We start from the raw sequence: 20,636 nt of genomic DNA, 5'->3' as shown, positions 1-20,636 counted from the left end.
ACCTTCTTGCGCGTCCGGTTGGAAGCGTGGCGCTGTACCCTCGTTCTTCTATAGGGACGCCGTGACGCGCTTTCAACGCGATCCGCTACGCGCGCCTGCGATTTGAGCCGTCAGCGACCCTTTGTCCTCGTCGGTGACCGTCGCCGCTGCGCTCGTAAACGGTATAGCGTGTCGCGTGGCTGTCCTTTTCGCCCGCCGGAAAATCCTCGGATCGGACGATCCGCCAGATCGCGGGGTCGATCGGCGGAAAATGAGCGTCGCCATCGACCGCGGCCAGCACATGCGTGACGTGGAGACGATCGGCCAACGGCAGGGCCTGGGCATAGATCTCGCCGCCGCCGACGACGCAGATCTCCCCGGCACCTGCCATGCAGCGGCCGCGCACCTTGGCCAGCGTGATCGCCTCGTCGAGCGAATGGGCGACTTCGGTGCCCTCGGATCGCCAGTCTCTGGCTCGCGTCACCACGATGTTGAGCCTGCCGGGCAGCGGCCGGCCGATGCCCTCATAGGTCTTGCGGCCCATGATGATCGGCTTGCCCATCGTATCGGCCTTGAAGCGTTTCAGGTCGCTGGAAAGCCGCCACGGCAGCCCGCCTTCGCGTCCGATCACGCCGTTCTCGGCAATGGCGACGTAGATCGCGATGTCCATCAGCCGCCGTTCCCGCTATTGTCCGACGGCTCGAGCAGCAAGATGCCGATATCGTGCTCCGGATAAAAATCCTTGGCCGTCATCTCGAACGTCGTCGGACCCACCTTGCGGACGTTGTCGCCGCAGAAGGAGACCAGATTCTTTGGGCTGCCCTTGTCGATGGTGAGCTTGAAATTGCCGACACTGCCGGACGCCCAGTTGCCACCGGTGGTGAGGATATATTCGATGCGGCTCTCGAAATATTTGGGATAGCCGTCGGGATTTTCGTTCGCTGCCTTGCGCACAGCGTTCTCGAACGCGCCGTCCATGCAGTAGCGGGTCTTGTAAGTGTCGTACTGCCCCTGGAACTTGCCGTCGTAATAGAAGCTGACCGATGACGTGCCGCCGACGCTCGGCTTGTAGCGGTGCCAGACATGGACTTGCTTGTTGGCCGGGAAGGTGGAGCGCCACCAATAGGTCGAGCGCAACTGCCAGAACGGCGCGTAGGCGGTTTGCATGCCCGAACCGTTATCGGCGGTGTCTTCGACGATGATGCCGCGATCTTCCCAATCCTGGGCGACGTCCTTGGGCAGCTTTGCCAGCGCCGCCTTGGCGGCGTCACCGAACGGATAGAGCGGCACGTCGTGCGCCTTGAGTTCCGCGGTGATGTCGATGCCCAGCGCGAACGCCTTTTGTTCGAGCTGCGGATTGGCGTCGACGCCGTCGATCGTCACCTCGAAGCCGAGGAAATTGTCGCTCTGCGCTTCCGGGATCGCCGGCATCTCGTTCGGGTCGCCTTCGATATCCGGCATCGGGAAGGCGACGATCGCGCTGACGTCCTTGTCGGTATTGTTGCGGAAAACGTAGTCGACGGTCACCTTTTCCGGCGAGATGAAGAGATCTTCGCTTTCCATGGCAACCGCATCGCTGCGCGACAGGATCAGCCCGCCGGTGCCAAGCGCGGCAACGGAATCGTTGGCGAAGGCCGGTGCAACCGAGAATGCCAGCGCTGCGGTCAGGATAGTGCGTGTCATGGCTCCCCTCTCGACGGCATGACCGGGATCATGCGTATGCGCTTCCATCTAGAGCAATTCCAGGAGAAGTAGCTAGAGGCGTTCAGCGTTTCTGCCGACCGGCCGAGTTTTGCGCCCGCGTGCCTGCCTGCCCCCGTCTGGACACCGGCCGCCCGATCGGGCAGGAGGACGCCTATGCGCAAGCTTCTCGTCATCGGCATCGGCGCCGGCAATCCCGACCACATGACCGTACAGGCCATCAACGGCCTGAACCGGGCCGACGTGCTGTTCGTTCCCGACAAAGGCGCGAGAAAGAACGACCTTGCGGAGGTCCGTCGGCAGATCTGCGACCACTTCGTCACAAACCCGAAGTCGCGCCGCGTCGAATTCGACGTCCCGGTTCGGGCCGAGCCGACATCGTCCTATCGCGTGGCCGTCGACGACTGGCACGAGGCGATCGCCGAAATCTATGAAGGGCTGATCGGCAACGAGCTTGCCGAGGACGGCTGCGGCGCATTCCTGATCTGGGGCGACCCCTCGCTCTACGACAGCGCGCTGCGCATTCTGGAGCGCGTGCGCCTGAGGGGCAATGTCGGTTTCGAGCTCGAGGTCATTCCGGGCATCACCGCGATCCAGGCGCTTGCCGCCGCCCACGCGACCGCGCTCAACCGCATCGGCGATTCGATCCTGGTCACCACCGGCCGCCGGCTGACTGAGGAAGGCCTGCCCGCGAATGCCGGGAGCACAGTTGTCATGCTGGACGGCAAGTGCGCCTTCAACACGCTGGCCGACCAGGATGTTTTCATCCAGTGGGGTGCCTATCTCGGCACGCCGGACGAGATCATCCTTTCCGGCCGCCTCGGCGATGTCGGCGCCGCAATCGAGAAGGTCCGAGAGGAAGCCCGGCGCAAAAAGGGCTGGATCATGGACACCTATTTGCTCCGCAAGCCCGGGGAGCCGGAGGAATAGGCCCCTTACAGGCCCAATCAACCGGCGTCGATCTCGGCCTGCAACGCCTGCATATGGACGGCCGCCGCTGAAGCCGCCGCGCGCTCGATCGCTCTGAAACGGCTGACGACGGCGAGACCCACGGCGGTCAATTGCGCGCCGCCGCCTTTTCGGCCGCCGGTCTGCGCCGCCACCAGCGGCTTGCCGAACACCCGGTTCATGTCCTCGACCAGGTCCCAGGCATGCTTGTAGGACATCTCCATGCCGCGCGCCGCGGCCGAAATCGAGCCGAAAGCGGCGATCTGCTCCAACAATTCGATCTTGCCCGGACCAATTCGTCCGTCAGGGTCGAGATTTATCCGCAGGCTCAGCGATGGCATCCCTTGTCCTCTGCGATCATGTCGAGATTACCCTCTCCGCCGCCACATCGCTATTCCAAACCAACATAGCGATATTGCCCTTTCGTCAACCATCGGCCTCCACCGGCAGCCCAGCACCTGTCGTCGCGCTGTCAAAGCTCACCGTCTTGATCACCGCGAAGACCTCGCGGCCGAGCGCGAGCCGAAGGCTCTGCTTCGACTGTTCGGTGACGCGCGCCAGCACCGTTGCTCCGTTGCAGTCGATGGCGATCTCCACCGTAGGCCCGACGCCCGGCCTGACCGCGGCGATTTTGCCCGGCAATATGTTGAGCGCGCTAAGACCCGACGGCTGTTCGGTCGCGATCATGACATCGCGGGCGCGGATGCGGAGCCGCACCAGAGCTCCCGCCGGGCGTGAAACGCGCGGCACGCGGATCTCGCCGGCCGGCGAGCCGAGCACAGTCATGCCGAAAGCCTCGTCGTGACGCAAAACCCTGGTGTCGAGCACCGCGCCGCCCTCGCCGCGCTCCTCCGCCGGCAAGAGGTCGAGCCGCTGCATGATCGCCTCGGTCGGGCCGAAAGCCGCGATCTTGCCTTGGGACAGCACCGCCACGTCGGTCGCCAGCCGCGCCACCTCGGCGACGGAATGGCTGACATAGGCGATCGGGATCTTCGTCTCATCGCGCAGCCGCTCGATATAGGGCAGGATTTCGGCCTTTCGCGCCTCGTCGAGCGAGGCAAGCGGCTCGTCCATCAAAAGCAGTTTCGGGCTGGCAAGGAGCGCGCGGCCGATCGCCACGCGCTGCTTTTCACCACCCGACAATTTCGCCGGCCGCCGGTCGAGCATGGGACCGATGCCAAGGAGTTCGACCACCGCATCCATACTGGCGTAGCGCTCGGCAACCGGCGTGAACCAGCGGCCATAGCGCAGATTGCCGGCGACGCTCAAATGCGGGAAGAGCCGCGCATCCTGGAACACCATGCCGATCCGTCGCCTGTGCATCGGCACGAAGATGCCGGCGGCGGTGTCGACCAGCACGCGCCCGTCCACCGCGATCCGCCCTTTCCGCGGCCGGATCAGCCCGGCGATCACATTGATCAGCGTCGACTTGCCCGAGCCCGAAGGCCCGAACAGCGCCGTCAGCCGGCCGGCGCTTTCGAAACTCGCCTCGATGGCGAAATCGCCGAGACGATGACTGACGTCCACCGAGAGCGTCATTCGATGTCCATCCGCTGGCCGATCCGGCGCGCCAGAACCTCGGAGGCCACCAGCGCCACCATCGAGATGACGATCGAAATCAGCGTCAGGCGCAGCGCTCCGGGATCGCCGCCCGGCACCTGCGTGAAAGTGTAGATTGCCGAGGGCAGCGTCTGCGTCTCGTTGGGGATGTTGGAGACGAAAGTAATGGTCGCGCCGAACTCGCCCATCGCCTTGGCGAAGGACAGCATCGCGCCGGCGATCAGGCCGGGCAGGATCAGCGGCAGCGTGATTGTGGCAAACACCCAGATCGGGTTGGCGCCGAGCGTGCCGGCGGCCGCCTCCATCTTGCGGTCGACCGCCTCGATCGACAGCCGGATCGCCCGCACCATCAGCGGAAACCCCATCACCCCGCAGGCAAGTGCTGCCCCCGTCCAGCGGAAGGAAAAAACGATGCCGAAATGCTCGGCGAGGAAGGCGCCGGCGGGCCCGCGCCGGCCGAAGGTGAGCAGCAGCAGATAACCGGTCACCACCGGCGGCAGGATCAACGGCAAATGCACCAGCCCGTTGAGCAAGGTCTTGCCCCAGAACCGCCCCCGGGCCAGGACGAGCGCGATCAGGATGCCGGGCGGCAGGCTGGCGATCATAGCCACAGTCGCCACCTTGATCGACAGCCGGACCGCATTCCATTCGTCGGGAGTGAGGTCCAGCAGCCAGTTCATTTGCGGTGTTAGGTCTTTCTCAGTTGCTCGGCGCGAGCACCGTAAAACCCTGTTCCTTGAAGAGCGCGGCGGCCTTGGCTGACTCGACGCATTTCAGGAAGGCAGCCGTATCCTTGTCCTTCGAATCCGCGGTCTGGGCAATCGGGTAGATGATCGGCGGGTGCGAATCCTCGGGGAAGGTGCCGACGACCTTGACGCCCTTTTCGGCATGGGCGTCGGTGGCGTAGACGATGCCGAGCGCGGCCTCGCCCGTCGACACCAGCTTGAGCGCGGCGCGGACATTCTCGGCCTGCGCGACCTTGCCTTCGACGGAGGACCAGACGCCCAGCCATTCCAGCGCCGCCTTGCCGTATTTGCCGGCGGGCACCGCCTTGAAATCCCCCATGGCGAGCCGACCGTCGCGGATGAGCCCGGCGAGGTCGAAGCCCTTCTCGACCTTCGCCTCGACCTTGGAATCTTGCGGCGCCACGAGCACGATCTGGTTGCCGAGCAGCTTCACCTCGGTGTCGGGCCTGGTCAGCTTCTTGTCAGACAGATACTTCATCCAGTCGAGGTCGGCCGAGACGAAGACATCGGCTGGCGCGCCGCCCTCGATCTGCTTGGCCAGCGCCGAGCTTGCCGCATAGGAAATCGTGGCCGCTTCGCCGACCTCGGGCTCGCAGGCCTTGTTGACCGCATCGAGCGCGTCCTTGAGGCTGGCCGCGGCGAACACGATCACCTTGTCGTCGGCGTGGGCTGCCGGCACAGCCGCCATCAACGCTGCCGTCAGTCCGCCAATGGCCATCGCCTTCAATCCAAAACCCTTGCCCGTCATGAAACCTCGCCCTCTTCTGAAAATCCGTTCGGTTCGAGCCCTGATTCGATATATCCGGATGAACATAACAAGAAAAGGATTTTTAGGCTCCGCGCCGTTGTACGTCAGGATCCCACCAGCCCACGGTGAACTCCGTTCGATACAGCGAGGCGCAGATTAAGATCAGCGCCGGCAATATCCTGAAAGGCAAGGTCACGGAAATCGTCGAGGGAGCGACCACCTCGCATGTCCGGATAGCTATCGGCGGCGGCGCCCTCGACACGGCTTCGATCACCAACGAAGCGGCTGCCGATCTGCGACTGGGCAAGCAGACCTATAGGTGATCAAGGCCTCCGACGTCATGGTCGGGATTGACTGACGGCTTGAGCGCTGGCGGCGCTCCGGGCCTTATACCGCGATCGGCGCCTTGATATTGGCGTCCGCAAAATAGTTCTCGAGGCGGAAATCCTCGAAGCGGAAGGCAAAAAGATCCTTCACATCCGGGTTGATCCACATTGTCGGCAGCGGCTTCGGCGTACGCCGCATCTGCTCGCGCGCCTGCTCGAAATGGTTCGAGTAAAGATGCGCGTCGCCGAGCGTATGGACGAAATCGCCAGGCTTCAAGCCGGTGACCTGCGCCACCATCAGAGTCAGGAGGGCGTAGGATGCGATGTTGAACGGCACGCCCAGGAAAACGTCGGCCGAGCGCTGATACAGCTGGCAGGAGAGCCGGCCTTCCGAAACGTAGAACTGGAACAGGCAATGGCAGGGCGGCAGCGCCATCGCCTCCACTTGGGCCGGATTCCAGGCTGAGACGATCAGCCGGCGCGAATTGGGATTCTTGCGTATCTCCTTGAGAAGGGCGGCGATCTGGTCGATCTCGCCGCCGTGCCCATCCGGCCATGAGCGCCACTGCTTGCCGTAGACAGGGCCGAGATCCCCATTCTCGTCAGCCCATTCGTCCCAGATGGTGACGCCGTTGTCGTTGAGATATTTGATGTTGGTGTCGCCGGCCAGGAACCACAGCAACTCGTGGATGATCGACTTCAGATGCAGCTTCTTGGTGGTGGTGACCGGGAAGCCGCGCGAAAGGTCGAAGCGCATCTGGTAGCCGAACACCGAGCGCGTGCCGGTACAGGTGCGGTCGCCGCGATCGGAGCCGTTCTCCAGCACATGCTTCAACAGGTCGAGATATTGGCGCATCGGCTCGGCCTCGATTCGGATGACAAGCGATCATAGCCGACTGGGTGTCGGTCGAATACCCAAAGCCTAGAGATGTCGATCCGGCGCCGAAAAATCCACGGCGCCGGCACGTTGCCATGCCGGCTGCCGATGGCCTTGCCTCACAGAGAACCCAGTTTGCCCAGGTCCTTCGCCACCAGATAATAGAAGGTCACGCGGCTCTTGGTGTTGTCGGCGGCCATCGCCTTGCACGCCTTCTCGATCGAGGCGTCGGCCTTCTTGGCGTCGGCAATCCCAAGCTTCTTGGTCACCCAGTTGTCCCGGACCCGCTCGAGCTCCTTCGGGTCCGCGCAGGAGACCAGGGAGGAATCGCGGTTCCTGAGCGCGATGCCAAGATGCTTGACGATCTTCTCGACCGCATCGGCGCTGGCGCCGGCATCGTATTTCTTCACATCCGCAAGATAGTCGGCCATGAAACTTCCCCTCGTCGGCGCCACGGATCCGATCGATGAGGCTTGTGGCGCGCCGCGCAACTTGTGCGCTAGGTCAGATATTCCTCATCGCCGGGGGAGCTTCGATTGAGTAGACGCGCAAGTCAACCCTCGGCTGTCGGGTTTGGCGCAGGGGACAAGCCTCGACTTGGCCCTTTCATTTTCCGTAACCGCTCCCTATATTCGCTTGGTCGGCTTGACCGACTATGGCGATAAACAGGCGATGAAATAAGCCGTTCGGACCCGGGGGCGGTACCCGGCGCCTCCACCAAAAACCGCTCTTCCAAAGGGAGCGGCTTTTGCTGGGGGCGAAATAGGATCGACGAAGGTGTAAAGATCGTACTTTTGCCCGGCATTGTACCACCGTCATCGGGCTAAACTTATAGTTGCCAACGACAACTATGCGGAAGCTCGTCTCGCTGCTTAATGCAGTGCGAACGCTTCAAATCAAGCCCTAGAGGTTCGCACTTCTAGGCGGGGTTCGGAGGTACCTGGCAACAGAAACCTCCACCTTCCCCCTCGCCTTCTTTCCAAGTCAAGTGAACGGCCAAGCATGCTTGGCGCGCATGCTGCGGTCCTGCCTGGGCTGAAAAAGGCCGGGCAATCCCGGCCTCGGGCAATCCCGGCCTCTTCCAATTTCTATCCGCGTCTTACTCGGCAGGCGCCTCGACCGCTTCGCGCGCACGGCCGAGCGTCATCTTGGCCAGCATGAAGGAAATCACCGCGCAGAGCGTGATGCCGGCCACCATCGGCAGCGGCGTGCCGTCGAAGAAGAGGCCCGCCACGCCCATGGCCAGCGCGCCGATGGCGAAGTGCAGCGTGCCCATCAGCGCCGATGCCGTGCCGGCGATCTCGCCATGCTCTTCCATCGCCAGCACGGAGGTGGTCGGAATGACCAGGCCAAGGAAGCCGTAGCCGACAAAGAGCAGCGCCGCCATCACGTCGAGCCGGTCGACACCGGATGCCATTATCGCGAACAGCGCCACCATCACCGTGGCATAGCCGGTCACCGCGACCCACACGACCCGCTTCAAGCCGAAGCGATCCGCCAGCATCCCGGTCAGCTGCGACATGCCGATGAAGGCGACCGCGTTGATCGAGAAGAACACACTGTAGACCGACGGCGACAGGCCGTAGTGGTCGATCAGGATGAAGGACGAACTCGACAGATAGACGAAGAAGCTCGCAATGCCGAAGCCGGCGATCGCCGTCAGGCCAAGGAAGTTGCAGTCGCTTATCAGGTAGCGGTAACCGGCAAGTGCCGTGCCGAAGGACGAGTTGGCGCGCTCCTCCGCCGAACGCGTCTCTTTCAGCGAGGTCGCGAGCAGGATGGTGGCTAAAGCTGCTGCGCCCGTTACCGTCCAGAACACGGCACGCCAGCCGAAGCTCTCGATGATCTGGCTGCCCGTGAGCGGCGCGAGGATAGGCGACACCGAGAACACCAGCATCAGCAACGACATCAGCTTGGCGGCCTCGTTGCCGGTGTGCAGGTCACGCACGATGGCGCGCGGCACTGCCATGCCGGCGCTGGCGCCGAGCCCTTGCAGGAAGCGGAAGGCGATCAGCCACTCGATAGTGGGCGCCATAGCCGAGCCGACGCCGCCAACCATGAACAGCGCGAGTCCGACGTAAAGCGGCAGCTTGCGCCCGACCATGTCCGAGATCGGTCCGACGACGATCTGGCCGAAACCCATCGACAGGAAGACGATCAAAAGGCTCATCTGCACGGCGGCGGTGCCAGCCTTCAAATCCGCACCGATCGAAGGCAGCGCGGGAAGATACATATCGATGGCGAACGGGCCGATTGCGGACAACAAGCCGAGCACGACCGCGATGCGGAGGAATTTGGGACTCATGATAAGGGCTTCTTTCGGATCTGGTTGCCGCCGTGGTCCGGCGTCTACCCGAGGACGTTCCATCCCGTGGAACCCCGACATCCGGGATGTGAAATCATCGTCGCTTCAAAGCGCGAATCTGCCGTTTCCCGGGAGCGGACTTCGCTTTATGGTGTCTATAAATTTAGACAGGCTTGTCCAATTCGTCAATCATCGCTATATAGTTTTTTATGAAGGTCGGCGTTTCTCCTGACACTTTCCCGCCACGCAGCCATGAGGCCAAGCGCATATCGGTGGTTGATGCTGCCGCTTCGGTCTTCTGCCGCGAAGGCTATGCCGGCGCCAATATCGACCTGATCGCGGCCGAGGCCGGTGTTTCGCGCCAGACCGTCTACAATCATCATGGCGATAAGGAAAAGCTGTTCATGGCCATTGTGCGCGACCTGACGGAGCGCTGCAATGCCGGCATCTTCGCCACCATTGCCACCTTTCCCGACCAGCCCGCCGATCTCGAAGCCGATCTTGTCGCCTTCGCGGTGCGCATGAACCGCAACTGTATTTGCAACCGCGACGGCCGCTTCCTGCGCAAGCTGATCCAGGCCGAGGGCGAGCGCTATCCCGAGCTTTTTGCCGAGTGGCGCGAACAGGGACCGGGCCGCACCTGGTCGGCGCTTGCCGCCCGCTTCGCGCGGCTCGCCTATGCCGGGCACCTCTCGATCGACGATCCGGATGTGGCGGCGCGGCAGTTCCTCGCGCTCGTCAACGCCGAGTTGCAGACAACCTTCATGCTCGGCGGCATACCGACGGAGGAAGAGGTGTTGCGGTCAGCGACCAATGGCGTGCGCACCTTTCTGGCCGCCTTCGGCAGGAAGAAAGCGGCAGCCGCCCGGCAGGCCGCCCTCGCCCACGCCTGAGCGATCAAATCGCCGCCAGCCCTCTTGGCCTTAGCTTTCGGCGCCTATATGCGGTTTACGCCGCGCCCAAGCTTGATTACAGCTATGCGGACGATTCAATGGAACCCGACCGTCACATGGCCGACGACCACATCCGCTACGACATTCTGGCCCAGGAGGCATTGCGCGGCGTCATGCGCAAGGTCCTGGCCGAAGTCGCGCGCACGGGCCTTCCGGGCAACCATCATTTCTTCATCACCTTCCTGACCGGCGCGCCGGGCGTGCGCATCTCCTCGCGGCTGCGCGAGCGTTATCCGGAGCAGATGACCATCGTCATCCAGTTCCAGTACTGGGACCTGAAGGTAACCGACACCGGTTTCGAGGTGGGACTCTCCTTTTCCGACGTGCCCGAAAAGCTCGAAATCCCCTTCTCCGCCGTGCGCGGTTTCTATGACCCGTCGGTGAATTTCGAACTCGAATTCGACGTCAAGGCGGACAACGCCGCGGAAGACGACGACGCCGCGCCGGCCCCGGAGCTGCCTATCGCGGTCGTGACCGAAAAGAAACCGGAATCGAAGAAAAAGGCCACCGAGGCCGAGAAGAAGCCGGCTGCCGCCGATACCGGCGGCAAGGGTGCCGAAGTGGTTTCGCTCGACGCCTTTCGCAAGAAGTGAGCCGGGGAAATGGGCGAGGTCGTCAATCTCCGCCAGGCCCGCAAGCAGAAAGCGCGCATCGAGAAGGAACGCCTGGCCGGGGAAAACCGGGCATTGCACGGCCGTTCCAAAGCCGAGCGCGAGCGTGACCGGCTGACGTCCGACAGGACGGAAAAATTCCTGGACGGCCATCGCCGCGAAAAGGCCGGCGATCCGGACCGGCGCTGAGCGCCCGGATGGCCGCTGTCGAAAAACGCTCGGTGACGATCCGCGGCCACCGCACCAGTTTTTCCCTGGAGCAGCCCTTCTACGACGACTTGGTGACGATCGCGACGCAACGTTCGCTGTCGCTCGCGGCCCTCGTTGCCGAGATCGACGAAACGCGGACCCGTGACGCCAACCTCTCCTCCGCGCTCAGACTCTACGTGCTCGCCTGGGCAAAGCGCGGCGGCAAGGCGTCTTGACCGGCCTCAGACCGGATCGCCGATGCTTTCCTGCGCCTTGCGCTTGGCGCCGAAGCTGAGCAGGGCCGAACGGTCGCGTTCCTCGGCCTGCTTTCTCGACCGCACCCGCATCAGGTCCTTCCAGCCGACATAGCCGACCAGCCGTGCATCCTCGCGCGAGACGACCGGCAGATGCGAGACGTTGGCCAGGAGCAGCTTGTCTGACAGTCCTTCCAGATATTCGTCGGGATAGGCGAGCGTGACCTTGCTGCCGGCCAAAAGTTCGCCAAGCGTCGTCTTCCGGTGCTTGCCGGCGCGGCGCCAACGCAGGATCGCTGGCGGATCGATGAGGCCGAGCACATGGCCATTCTCGTCGATTACAGGAAAGCTCGGATGGCGCGTGTCCGGCGCGGTCAGGAATGCCGCCGCGCCGTGCAGCGTCATCGTCGCCGGCACGCTTTCGACCTTGGTCGTCATCACCTCGCGCACCCTGGTCAGCGCGAAGGGATCGACGCGATATTCGCGAACGAGGTGGTGTCCGCGCCGCGCCACCTTTTCTGTCAGGATCGATCGCTTCATCAACAGCACGGTGACGGCATGGGCGGTGGCGCAGGCTGCGATCAGCGGCACCAGCATATGCGTGTTGCCGGTGAGTTCGACCGCGAAGAAGGTCGCGGTCAGCGGCGCGCGCATGGTGCCGCCCATGGTCGCGGCCATCGCCAGCAGCGGCCAGAAGCCGGGCGTCGCCTCGGGCAGGATACCGGCAAGCACCGCGCCCATCGCACCGCCCATGATCAAGAGCGGCGCCAGCACGCCGCCCGACGTTCCCGAACCCAGCGCCACCGACCAGATAATGGCCTTGACCACCAAAAGCGTCAGCGCGGCCGCCGCCAGCACATGGCCATCCAACATGTTGGCGATGTTGTCGTAGCCGACACCGAGCGCCTGCGGCTCGATCAATCCGCCGATACCGACCACCAGGCCGCCGATCATCGGCCACCACATCCAGTGTATCGGCAGCTTCTGGAAGGCGTCCTCGCACGCATAGACCATTTGCGTCAGCAAGCCGGAGAGCAGGCCGGCAGCAATCCCGACCAGCATCCAGCCACCCAATCCGGCGATCGACGCTTCCATGCTGCCCGAGAACGGGAAGATCGGTCCGGGCAGGTGCAGCAAGGTGCGTTCGACCTCGGCGACGATGGCGGCGACGGCGACCGGGATGAAGCTGCGCGGCGTCCATTCGAACAGCAGCAGCTCGACGGCAAGCATGATTGCCGCGATCGGCGTGCCGAACACGGTCGTCATGCCGGCCGCCGCGCCCGCAACCAGCAACGTCTTGCGTTCATTGTCGCTGACCGGCAGCATCTGCGCGATCAGCGAGCCGATCGCCCCGCCAGTCATGATGATCGGCCCCTCGGCGCCGAACGGTCCGCCGGAGCCGATCGAGATCGCCGACGACAATGGCTTCAATACCGCCACTTTGGCGTCGAGCCGCGAGCGGCCGAGCAGGATTGCTTCGATGGCTTCCGGAATGCCGTGGCCGCGGATCTTTTCGCTGCCGAAGCGCGCCATCAGCCCGATGACCAGCGCGCCGATCACTGGAACCAGCACGGCGGCATAGCCGAGCGGCGTGTCCTCGAGCCTGAACTCGGCCAGTGTGAACTGGCCGAAATAGGCGATGTTGGTGGCGAGCCTTATCAGCTTCAACAGCGCGATGCCGGCAAACAGCCCGGCGGTCGCCACAACGACTGCGATGGCGGCGATGATGAGCACCCGCGGATCGGTGGTGAAGTCGCGGAGATGGCCGTTTCCGGCATGAGCGGATTTCATTGGGGAGCCTGAGCTTTCTGGCGGCGCGGTACCGTCCGGTTGTCGGGTGGCTACATATCGTAACACGATATAATTCTTCAAGCTGTTTTTGGTGGCTGCTCCGCGTCATTTTGGTCATGGATGCGCCAGGCTTTCATAAGAGTTGAGCTTTGGCCGGAAAGGGCGATAAGTCGTGGCATGACGCACCCGAAGAAACCACGTCCCGCCATCAGCCAGGCCGACTATCAGCGGCTTTCGGAGTTCCGCTACCTGATCCGCCGCTTCCTCGAATTCAGCCAGTTGCAGGCGAATGAGGCGGGCTTGACCCCGCGCCAGCACCAGGCGCTGCTGGCGATCAAGGGCTATCCCGGCGGCGGGCCGGTGGCAGTGGGCGATCTGGCGGAGCGGTTGCGCATCCGCCACCACAGCGCCGTCGAACTGGTGAATCGGCTGAGCGAGGCCGGCTTGGTCGCGCGGGATCAAGACAAGGCCGACCACCGCCGCGTCCTGCTGCAACTCACCCCGCTCGCCGACGACCGTCTCGCCGAATTGTCGGCCGCCCATCTCGACGAGCTTGCCCGCATCGAACCTATGCTCAAGCGCCTGCTTTCGCGGCAGGAGCCGGTTTGAGCGCTACATCCAGCGCTGTCCTTCGCGACGTCTTGGGTGTTTTGTTCGCCCGCGATTCCGGGCGGAACCGCTATGCAGTTTTCCTGGAATAATGGGTTTCAACCGCCGTCCAGCGACTTCAGGAGGTTGTCGATCGTGAACGGATTGGACTTGGGCTTCGGCGGCTCTGGAACGGAACCGTCGTTGACGCCGGGAAGCGACCGGTCGACTTTTGGCGCCTGCTCAACCGCCCTGCGTTCAGCTTCCAGCCTCGCCTGCTCGGCACGCTTGCGATCCGCCTCGGCCTGGGCTTTCGCGGCTGCGGCCTGTTGCTCGGCCTTTGCCTTGGCATCGGCTTCCGCCTCTGCTTGCGCATCAGCCTCGGCCTTGTCGCGCGCCTCGGCCTCGGCATGAGCCTTGGCCTCGGCTTCCGCTTTTGCCCTTGCCTCTTCTTCCGCTTTGGCTTGCGCCTCGGCTTCTGCCTTCGCTTGCGCCTCCGCCTCGGCTTTCGCCCTGGCTTCAGCCTCGGCTTTCTGCCGCGCCTCTTCTTCTTGCCGGCGCCGTTCCTCGGCCGCCCGGTCGCGCTCCGTCTGCAGCGCAGCGTAGTAGCGCACCTCGCGCCGCAGCCTCTGCTTCTCGAGCAGCGCCGCCTGCATCGCCTCGACGCGCTGCTGCTCCTTCTCCAACGCGCGCTGGGTCAGGAACTGCGCCAGCGGCGCGCTGTCGAACTGGAGCGACGTCGCCCCGATCTGGCCTGCAAGGCTGAAGTTTACAGCCGGTTCGGAGCCGACCAGCGCCTCGTCGCCCGGTCGATAGGTGATCGCCCCCTTGGCGGCCACCGTGCTCGCATCGAGGTCGGCGGTGACGTCCGCAGACAGCGTCGCCGCCGGATTGTCGAGGCTGATCGGCGGCGCCCGCAGCGTGCCATTGGCAACTGTGAAGGGGATATCGGTATTGCCGGCCGCGAAACTTCCCTGTCCGGCGATTTCAGGCGCGAAGCCGGCGGTCTTGGCGGCATCGATGTCGCGTCCGATTGCATCGGCCTTGGCGATGACGGGGGCAAAAGCATCGGGATTGATGCCGGCGATGGTCAGTCCCTTCAGCGCCGCCGTGCCGGACCCTGACAGGGCGGCGATCATCGCATCGACAGACTTGCCGCTGGTCGACAGCGCGGCCGAAATGTCGCCGCTGCCGCTGATTCCGGCGCCAGGCAGCACTGCGGTAAGATCACTGCCCGCCAGCTTCAACTGACCCGATAACAGGCCGGTGCCGTCCGTGTTCTTGAGCTCGAACAGGCCGGTCAGCGTGCCCTCATAGAGCTTGGCTTTGAGGTCCGAGACACGGATGCCTTCCCGGTCGAGCTTCAGCGACAGCGTCGCGTCATGCGCGGTCGCGAACGGTCCGGCGGCAAGGGCCGCCGTGTTGAGGTCGAGATCGGCGCTGAACGGCAGGGTCGATTTCCGGCTGAACGGCGTCGTCGGCCAGCCACCGTCCTTCCCGGCGAGGAAGGACTGGTCGCCGAACAACGAAACCGCCAGCGGATCGAGGTCGAGCTCATCGAGCGCCAGCGCGCCGGCAAGATGCGGCAGTCCGTCCTTCATGTCGGCGTTGACGTCGCCGGACACAGTCGCCTTGTTGACGGCGCCGCTGAGCCCGCTCAGCACCAGAAGCCCATTGCCGAAGTCGGCATCGCTGGCGAGCGAAGCCGACGTGCCGGTGCCCATGCCGGGCAGCCCGACACCTGTCGTCATCAGCCATGGCTCGATATCGGCGGCGTCGAGATTGACCTTGCCCTTGGCGGTGGCGCCTTGCCCTGTCTCGGCTATGGTCCCGTCAAAGCTCGCCCTGAAATCGTCGGCCGTCAGGTTGAAGCTGGTTGCCAGACCGCCGCCCAGCGAGCCTTTGGCCGTGATATCGGTGGTGGCCTGTCCAAGCATGCCGAGCGGCAGCGCCGGCAGGCCGTAGAGTGCAAGCAGCGTAGCGGCGTTCTCGTTCCTGGCATTGAAGGTGATCGACACCGGCGCATCGGGAAGCCGATCCCGCGTCCCCCTGCCCGAAAGCGAAGCCGAGAAGGCGGAACCGCCGGCCTTGCCTTGCGCGGAGAGCGCGAGTCCGGTGGTGCCGTCGCCATTGTCGGCGGCACTTGTCACCAGGTCGATCCGGGCGTCCTGGAACAGCTCCGGATAGGCAGCAGCACGGGCAGCCAGGCCTTTCAGAACCTGATTGTCCGGATAATGCTGGGCTGCGACATCTATGAGCGGCTTGAGATCGACGGCCACCACGGATGCGTCGAGCTTGCCGGTCGGGCTTTCCGGAAAATCCTTGATGCGCCCGGTGGCGCTGATCGAGGCGCCGGCGAGCCCTCCGACCGAGAGCCGGTCGATCTCGAGCAGGCCCTCGCGCAGCCTCAACGCCGTATCAACTGTATCGGCGGTCAGCCCGGCGGCGCTGACCGGGCCCGCCTTGATCTGGAAATCGAGGTCGCGGTCGGAGAAGCGGTTGGCGCCCTTGTCGCTGACAAAGATCGAGGCGAAGGCCGCCAGCCCATCGACGTCGAGCTCGCCGCCCTCCAGCTGCATCAGCACCGAGGGCCTGGCGCCATCGGGCTGGCTGGAATCGATGCGGCCGGAAAATTTCGCCTTGCCGAGGATCAGCTCGAGGTCGCTGAACGACTGCCGGTTCTCGCTGAGATCGACCTTGGCCTTGAAGCCCGCCGCCGGCAGACGGCGGATCGCGTCGTCGACATCCTTCGACAGCCAGGCGGCGAAACCGGACGGCTGTCCGACGGCAAGCAGCAGGGATCCGGTGAAGCCGAAATGGTCCTCGACGTTCAGCATGCCGTCGGCTTCAAGCGTCGCCCGGCCCGGCAGTGTCGCGGCGAGCGACTTCACCGACCAGCCGCCTTCGGCCGGCTCCGCCGAGAGCCGCACGTCGCGAACCGTGGTATCGCCCGCCACCACCGCCGGGAGCCTGACCTCGACCGTGCCCGGTATTGTCGGCTTCGGCATGTGCTGAAGCGTCTGCTCGAAAGCCGCGATACGCTGGTCGAGCGTCAATCCGGCACCTGCGGATGCGCCCACCGCCTCGTCGAACTGCACCTGCGCGCCGCTCGCTTCGATCGAAAAATGCGGTTTCAGGCCGAGATCGACCGAGGCCTTGCCGTCGGCGGTATAGGGGTTGTCGAGCGGTCCGGTCTCGAAGCGGAATTCATCGACGCCGAGCTTCTGATGGTCGAGCGCGAATTTGCCGTTCAGCCGGAAGCCGGGATCGGGCTTGCCGGCGCTGACCTTCACGGGCTCGCCATCAGTGCCGCGCAATTCGGCCGAGCTCCTGTCGGCCCCATTCTTGTCAGAGGCCGAAACTTTGAACTGACCGGAATAGACCGCCGCGCCTTTGACGATGCCGGCATTGCCGTCCGTCTCGATGATGAGCGGATAGGCATCCGGGTCAGCTTTGAGTCTGACCCGCATCTGGCCGTCGGCTTCCGTTCTGCCGGTTGAGGCCGAGACTTCCGTGCGCAGGCCGTCGAAGCGCAGCGAGCCGTCCATCCGCCACGGGCCGGCGAGCGACTTTGCCGAAACGGTCGAGTTGATCTCGGAGATGAAATGGCTGCGCCCGCCGGCGGCATGGCGCAATTCGATCTGCCCTTCGGTCACCGTCAGCTTCTCGATCGCGATCTGTCCGGGATCGAAGGGCGTCGACGGCCGGATCGCCCAGTCGACCGTGCCGTCGCCGGCAACATCGATGGTCGCCTTCGGATGCACCAGCCGCATGTCGAAGATCAGCAGTTCGCCGCGCAGGAACGGCGCCAGCTCCGCGTCCATGGAGAAGGTCTCCATCGTCATCGCCGGCTGTCCGCCAGGGCCGCCTGCGACCTCGACATTGGAGAAGGTCACCGAAGGGAATGGCAAGAGCCGCGCGGTCGCGTCGCCTTTCACGGTCACCTTGCGGCCGAGGATGGTGCTCGCCTCGCGCTCGAAATCGGCGCGGTAGCCGGTCCAGTCGATGAAATACGGCACCACCAGCGCCGCGCACAGCACCAGCACGAACAGGCCACCGAAGATCACGAACAGGCGAGCGAGCATGGCCCCAAAGCCTAGGATTAAAGTCAGCCGCACTCTACCCGCATCCGCGCGGCGATAAAGAGGCAATTCGGCTGCAACCCTCGGCGTCTAGGCTCTCGGCAAGATCTTGCCGGGGTTCATGATGTTCAGCGGATCGAGCGCCTGCTTGATCGTGCGCATGACGTCAACGCCATGGCCGAGCTCATGGCGCAGGAAGCCGACCTTGCCCTGGCCGATGCCGTGCTCGCCGGTGCAGGTGCCTTCCATGGCGATCGCCCGCATGTTGAGCCGCGCGACGAATTTTTCAGCGAGTGCGATCTCCTGCGGGCTGTCGACATCCATCAGCACCAGCACGTGGAAATTGCCGTCGCCGGCGTGCCCGACGATCGGCGCGATCAGGCCCATTTCGGCAATGTCGGCTTCGGTCTCGGTGACGCATTCGGCAAGCCGGGAGATCGGCACGCAGACATCGGTCGAAAGCCCCTTGGCACCGGGACGCAGCGTCAGCGACGACCAGTAGGCGTCGTGCCGCGCCTTCCAGAGCTTCGTCCGCTCCTCGGCGACGCTGGTCCACAGGAACGGTCCGCCGCCATTCTCCTCGGCGATCATGCCGAAAGTCTCGGCCTGTTCGGCGACACCGGCGTCGCTGCCGTGAAATTCGACGAAAAGGCACGGGCTCTCGGGGTAGTCGAGCTTCGAATAATTCTTCATCGCCCGCATCTGCAGCGCGTTGACCAGTTCGATGCGCGCCACCGGGATGCCCATCTGAATGGTCGCTATCACTGCGTTGCATGCGGCCTCCAAGGTCGGGAACGGGCAGACGCCGCCGGAGATCGCCTGCGGAATGCCCTGCAGCCTGAGCGTCAGTGCTGTGATGATGCCGAGCGTGCCTTCCGAGCCGACCAAGAGCCGCGTCAAGTCGTAGCCGGCCGAGCTTTTCTTTGCCCGCTTGCCGGTCGTCACTGCCTCGCCGTCGGCCATCACCGCCGTCAGCGACAGCACGTTTTCGCGCATCGTGCCGTAGCGCACGGCATTGGTGCCGGACGCCCGAGTTGCGGCCATGCCGCCCAGCGAGGCATTGGCGCCGGGATCGATCGGGAAGAACAGGCCGGTGTCGCGCAAATGCCGGTTGAGGTCCTCGCGTGTCACTCCGGGCTCGACCGTGCAGTCGAGATCCTGCGGATTGACCGAGAGGATGCGGTTCATGCGAGAGGTGTCGATGGATATGCCTCCGCCCGGCGCATTGGTGTGGCCCTCGAGCGAGGAGCCGACGCCGAAGGCAATGACCGGCACACGATGCGCGGCGCAGGTGCGCACGATCTCCTGCACCTCCGGCTTGGTTTCGGCGAAGACGACGCCGTCCGGCGCCTGGGTAGGGATGTAGGTGGTGGTGTGCGCATGCTGGTCGCGGATCGCCTCGCCGGTCTGAAAACGCTCGCCGAACCGCTGCTTGAGGATGCCGAGCACGGCGGCGATGCCTTCCTCGTTGCGCTCGACGGGGTTGAGGTCGCTCAAAGCCATGAATTCCTCCGCGAATGGACCAGCGGCCACTCTTGTAATGCAGCTATGGATGATGCCTAAAGCAATTCCAGGAAAAGAGTGAAGCGGTTTCCGTGCGGAATTGCGCCAGAACAAAAGTGAACCTCACCAGCCAGGCCCTGTCCAGCGACGATCAAGGAAAGCCAGATGACGATGCCCGCGCCGATCATTTCCAGCCCGATGGCGATCGAGAAGGACTGGATCGACTATAACGGCCATCTCAACATGGCCTATTACAACGTGCTGTTCGACCGCTGCTCGGACGAAGCGTTCGAGCTGATGGGCATGGGACCGAACTATGCCAAGGATCGCCGCCTCACCATCTACACCGCGGAAGTCCATGTCTGCTACGTGCAGGAGCTTCACCTCGACCACAAGGTGAAGGTCTCGTTCCAGCTCATCGACCACGACGAGAAGCGGCTGAGGGCCTATCAGGAGATTCGCCACGTCGATGGCTGGCTGGCCGCGACGTCCGAGCAGCTTGCGCTGCATGTCGACATGGCCGGGCCGAGGGTCGCTCCCTTCCCGGCCGATGTGATGGCACAGGTTGAAGCCATGCGCGCCGCCCACGCCGCGTTGCCGATGCCGGAGCGTGCCGGCCGTTCGATCGGCATCAAACGCAAGAGCGCTTGAAAACCCGCACACCCGCGTTAACCTTACCAAGGTTTTAACGTGAACAAGCCGATTGAGTCTGTTGAACGACTCAGTGGCGCGTTCGAAAACCGCCGCACCGGGTTTACGCGCGGGCGGCAGGCGGAATGCGGTGCGAGGACAGTGCATGAAAACCGACATCAAGGTCGAAGTGGAGCGGTTGGCGGCCGATCCGCGCATCACCGACTATGATTTCTGGCGATCGTTGAAGAACGTCAACAACGAGATCTTCCACATCGCCAACAACAACGAGCCCATCCCCTTCGACATGATCCGCTGGCGCGCGATTCTCAAGCAGGCGCGCATGAGACGGGGGCACACTGAGCCTTCAGCGCTCCCTTAAACTGCCAAGCGGCGAGCGCGCCTCGACCGGCGACGACTGTATGATGGCGGTGTTGGTCATCGCATAGGGAATAATTCTGTCGATCACCCGCTCCAATTCGGCCACCGAGCCGACATGCGCGAGCACGATGAAGCAATCCTCGCCGGTCACCCGGTCGCATTGGGCGATTTCCGGCAGGTCGCGGATGATCCCGGCCACCACGGCAAGCTGCCCCGGCACCGGCCTGATTCGCAGCCATGCCGACAGCTTCATGCCGAGCGCCGCCGGATTGATCTTCACCGTATAGGCTTCGATCACGCCATTCTCGTGCAGCTTGCGAATGCGTTCCGCCACGCTCGGCGCCGAGAGCCCGACGGCGCGCGCCAGCTCCGCCGTGCTGGTGCGCGCATCCTTTTCCAGGAGTCGCAGGATTTTCAGGTCCGCCGCATCCAGCTCGCCATTTTCATTTCGAAGGCGTTTCAAA

General features: G+C 64.0%; 21 protein-coding genes, 1 other RNA gene and 1 pseudogene. 10 read left to right on the top strand and 13 right to left on the bottom strand.

The features are described from left to right. Positions 1-85: 85 nt before the first annotated feature. Both CK215_RS21740 and CK215_RS21735 read right to left on the bottom strand, forming a co-directional pair. Positions 86-649: a dihydrofolate reductase gene (locus tag CK215_RS21740; protein ID WP_095828997.1), complete on the bottom strand. Its 564-nt coding sequence runs from the start codon at positions 647-649 to the stop codon at positions 86-88. Then, positions 649-1,662, bottom strand: coding sequence for a DUF4424 domain-containing protein (locus CK215_RS21735; protein WP_095829016.1), 1,014 nt, complete (start codon positions 1,660-1,662; stop codon positions 649-651). The genes CK215_RS21740 and CK215_RS21735 overlap by 1 nt, the downstream gene beginning before the upstream one ends. A 174-nt stretch (positions 1,663-1,836) precedes the next feature. On the opposite strand from CK215_RS21735, the gene cobF reads away from it, so the two are divergent. Beyond that, entirely contained in the window at positions 1,837-2,610 is a 774-nt protein-coding gene (gene cobF / locus CK215_RS21730; RefSeq protein ID WP_095828996.1) for a precorrin-6A synthase (deacetylating), read from the top strand. A 17-nt stretch (positions 2,611-2,627) separates the two neighbouring features. On the opposite strand, the gene CK215_RS21725 is transcribed toward cobF, so the two are convergent. The 4 genes from CK215_RS21725 to modA form a co-directional block, all read right to left on the bottom strand. Further along, positions 2,628-2,969 carry a winged helix-turn-helix domain-containing protein gene (locus CK215_RS21725; protein ID WP_066990897.1) on the bottom strand — a complete coding sequence of 114 codons (342 nt, stop codon included), beginning with the start codon at positions 2,967-2,969 and terminating at the stop codon, positions 2,628-2,630. An 85-nt stretch (positions 2,970-3,054) separates the two neighbouring features. Continuing rightward, positions 3,055-4,167 (bottom strand): molybdenum ABC transporter ATP-binding protein, encoded by a 1,113-nt coding sequence (gene modC, locus CK215_RS21720; RefSeq protein ID WP_066990894.1) that lies wholly within the window; start codon positions 4,165-4,167, stop codon positions 3,055-3,057. After that, positions 4,164-4,868, bottom strand: coding sequence for a molybdate ABC transporter permease subunit (modB, locus tag CK215_RS21715; protein WP_095828995.1), 705 nt, complete (start codon positions 4,866-4,868; stop codon positions 4,164-4,166). Before modB ends, modC begins: the two co-directional genes overlap by 4 nt. A 19-nt stretch (positions 4,869-4,887) precedes the next feature. After that, complete coding sequence (gene modA / locus CK215_RS21710) at positions 4,888-5,682, bottom strand: molybdate ABC transporter substrate-binding protein (protein ID WP_095828994.1); 795 nt, start codon at positions 5,680-5,682, stop codon at positions 4,888-4,890. Positions 5,683-5,837: 155 nt separating this feature from the next. On the opposite strand from modA, the pseudogene CK215_RS21705 reads away from it, so the two are divergent. Further along, positions 5,838-6,040, top strand: a pseudogene (locus CK215_RS21705) (TOBE domain-containing protein). Between the two features lie 29 nt (positions 6,041-6,069). Here CK215_RS21705 and CK215_RS21700 read toward each other — a convergent pair. Together CK215_RS21700 and CK215_RS21695 are read right to left on the bottom strand one after the other, a co-directional pair. Further along, positions 6,070-6,864 (bottom strand): thymidylate synthase, encoded by a 795-nt coding sequence (locus CK215_RS21700; protein ID WP_095832107.1) that lies wholly within the window; start codon positions 6,862-6,864, stop codon positions 6,070-6,072. 140 nt (positions 6,865-7,004) lie between these two features. Beyond that, complete coding sequence (locus CK215_RS21695) at positions 7,005-7,316, bottom strand: DUF2853 family protein (protein ID WP_066990883.1); 312 nt, start codon at positions 7,314-7,316, stop codon at positions 7,005-7,007. Between the two features lie 169 nt (positions 7,317-7,485). Between CK215_RS21695 and ssrA the strand changes: the two genes are divergently transcribed. Further along, positions 7,486-7,846: a transfer-messenger RNA gene (ssrA, locus tag CK215_RS21690) on the top strand. 138 nt (positions 7,847-7,984) lie between these two features. On the opposite strand, the gene CK215_RS21685 is transcribed toward ssrA, so the two are convergent. Then, the gene (locus tag CK215_RS21685; RefSeq protein WP_095832106.1) at positions 7,985-9,190 is read right to left on the bottom strand and encodes a multidrug effflux MFS transporter; all 1,206 of its coding nucleotides are present in this window, start codon (positions 9,188-9,190) and stop codon (positions 7,985-7,987) included. Between the two features lie 209 nt (positions 9,191-9,399). Here CK215_RS21685 and CK215_RS21680 point away from each other — a divergent pair, with 209 nt between their 5' ends. The 4 genes from CK215_RS21680 to CK215_RS21665 all read left to right on the top strand — a co-directional run bounded on the left by CK215_RS21680 (position 9,400) and on the right by CK215_RS21665 (position 11,179). Then, positions 9,400-10,083, top strand: coding sequence for a TetR/AcrR family transcriptional regulator (locus CK215_RS21680; protein ID WP_095783789.1), 684 nt, complete (start codon positions 9,400-9,402; stop codon positions 10,081-10,083). Between the two features lie 116 nt (positions 10,084-10,199). Continuing rightward, positions 10,200-10,736 (top strand): SspB family protein, encoded by a 537-nt coding sequence (locus CK215_RS21675; protein ID WP_066990875.1) that lies wholly within the window; start codon positions 10,200-10,202, stop codon positions 10,734-10,736. 9 nt (positions 10,737-10,745) lie between these two features. Beyond that, on the top strand, positions 10,746-10,943 hold the full coding sequence (locus CK215_RS21670) for a DUF4169 family protein (protein ID WP_095832105.1): 198 nt from the start codon (positions 10,746-10,748) through the stop codon (positions 10,941-10,943). 8 nt (positions 10,944-10,951) lie between these two features. Then, positions 10,952-11,179 carry a ribbon-helix-helix domain-containing protein gene (locus CK215_RS21665; RefSeq protein WP_066990868.1) on the top strand — a complete coding sequence of 76 codons (228 nt, stop codon included), beginning with the start codon at positions 10,952-10,954 and terminating at the stop codon, positions 11,177-11,179. Positions 11,180-11,185: 6 nt separating this feature from the next. On the opposite strand, the gene CK215_RS21660 is transcribed toward CK215_RS21665, so the two are convergent. After that, a complete protein-coding gene (locus tag CK215_RS21660; RefSeq protein WP_095832104.1) occupies positions 11,186-12,988 on the bottom strand; it encodes a chloride channel protein in 1,803 nt (600 codons plus the stop codon). A gap of 177 nt (positions 12,989-13,165) precedes the next feature. On the opposite strand from CK215_RS21660, the gene CK215_RS21655 reads away from it, so the two are divergent. Further along, on the top strand, positions 13,166-13,597 hold the full coding sequence (locus CK215_RS21655; protein WP_066990862.1) for a helix-turn-helix domain-containing protein: 432 nt from the start codon (positions 13,166-13,168) through the stop codon (positions 13,595-13,597). A 98-nt stretch (positions 13,598-13,695) separates the two neighbouring features. On the opposite strand, the gene CK215_RS21650 is transcribed toward CK215_RS21655, so the two are convergent. Together CK215_RS21650 and CK215_RS21645 are read right to left on the bottom strand one after the other, a co-directional pair. After that, positions 13,696-17,661, bottom strand: coding sequence for an AsmA family protein (locus tag CK215_RS21650; protein WP_095832103.1), 3,966 nt, complete (start codon positions 17,659-17,661; stop codon positions 13,696-13,698). Between the two features lie 87 nt (positions 17,662-17,748). Further along, the gene (locus CK215_RS21645; protein ID WP_095779093.1) at positions 17,749-19,161 is read right to left on the bottom strand and encodes an FAD-linked oxidase C-terminal domain-containing protein; all 1,413 of its coding nucleotides are present in this window, start codon (positions 19,159-19,161) and stop codon (positions 17,749-17,751) included. Between the two features lie 165 nt (positions 19,162-19,326). Here CK215_RS21645 and CK215_RS21640 point away from each other — a divergent pair, with 165 nt between their 5' ends. After that, positions 19,327-19,812: a thioesterase family protein gene (locus CK215_RS21640; RefSeq protein WP_095779017.1), complete on the top strand. Its 486-nt coding sequence runs from the start codon at positions 19,327-19,329 to the stop codon at positions 19,810-19,812. A 145-nt stretch (positions 19,813-19,957) separates the two neighbouring features. Then, positions 19,958-20,173 carry a hypothetical protein gene (locus tag CK215_RS21635; RefSeq protein ID WP_066990849.1) on the top strand — a complete coding sequence of 72 codons (216 nt, stop codon included), beginning with the start codon at positions 19,958-19,960 and terminating at the stop codon, positions 20,171-20,173. Here the strand turns inward: CK215_RS21635 and CK215_RS21630 are convergent. Then, positions 20,159-20,635 (bottom strand): Lrp/AsnC family transcriptional regulator, encoded by a 477-nt coding sequence (locus tag CK215_RS21630; protein ID WP_095832102.1) that lies wholly within the window; start codon positions 20,633-20,635, stop codon positions 20,159-20,161. The two genes, CK215_RS21635 and CK215_RS21630, sit on opposite strands and share 15 nt — an antisense overlap. Position 20,636 lies beyond the last annotated feature (1 nt).

Source organism: Mesorhizobium sp. WSM3864, from assembly GCF_002294955.1.
Taxonomy (GTDB): Bacteria; Pseudomonadota; Alphaproteobacteria; order Rhizobiales; family Rhizobiaceae; genus Mesorhizobium.
The sequence above is the reverse complement of the archived record's forward strand: the minus strand, read 5'-3'. Positions and strand labels throughout refer to the sequence as shown.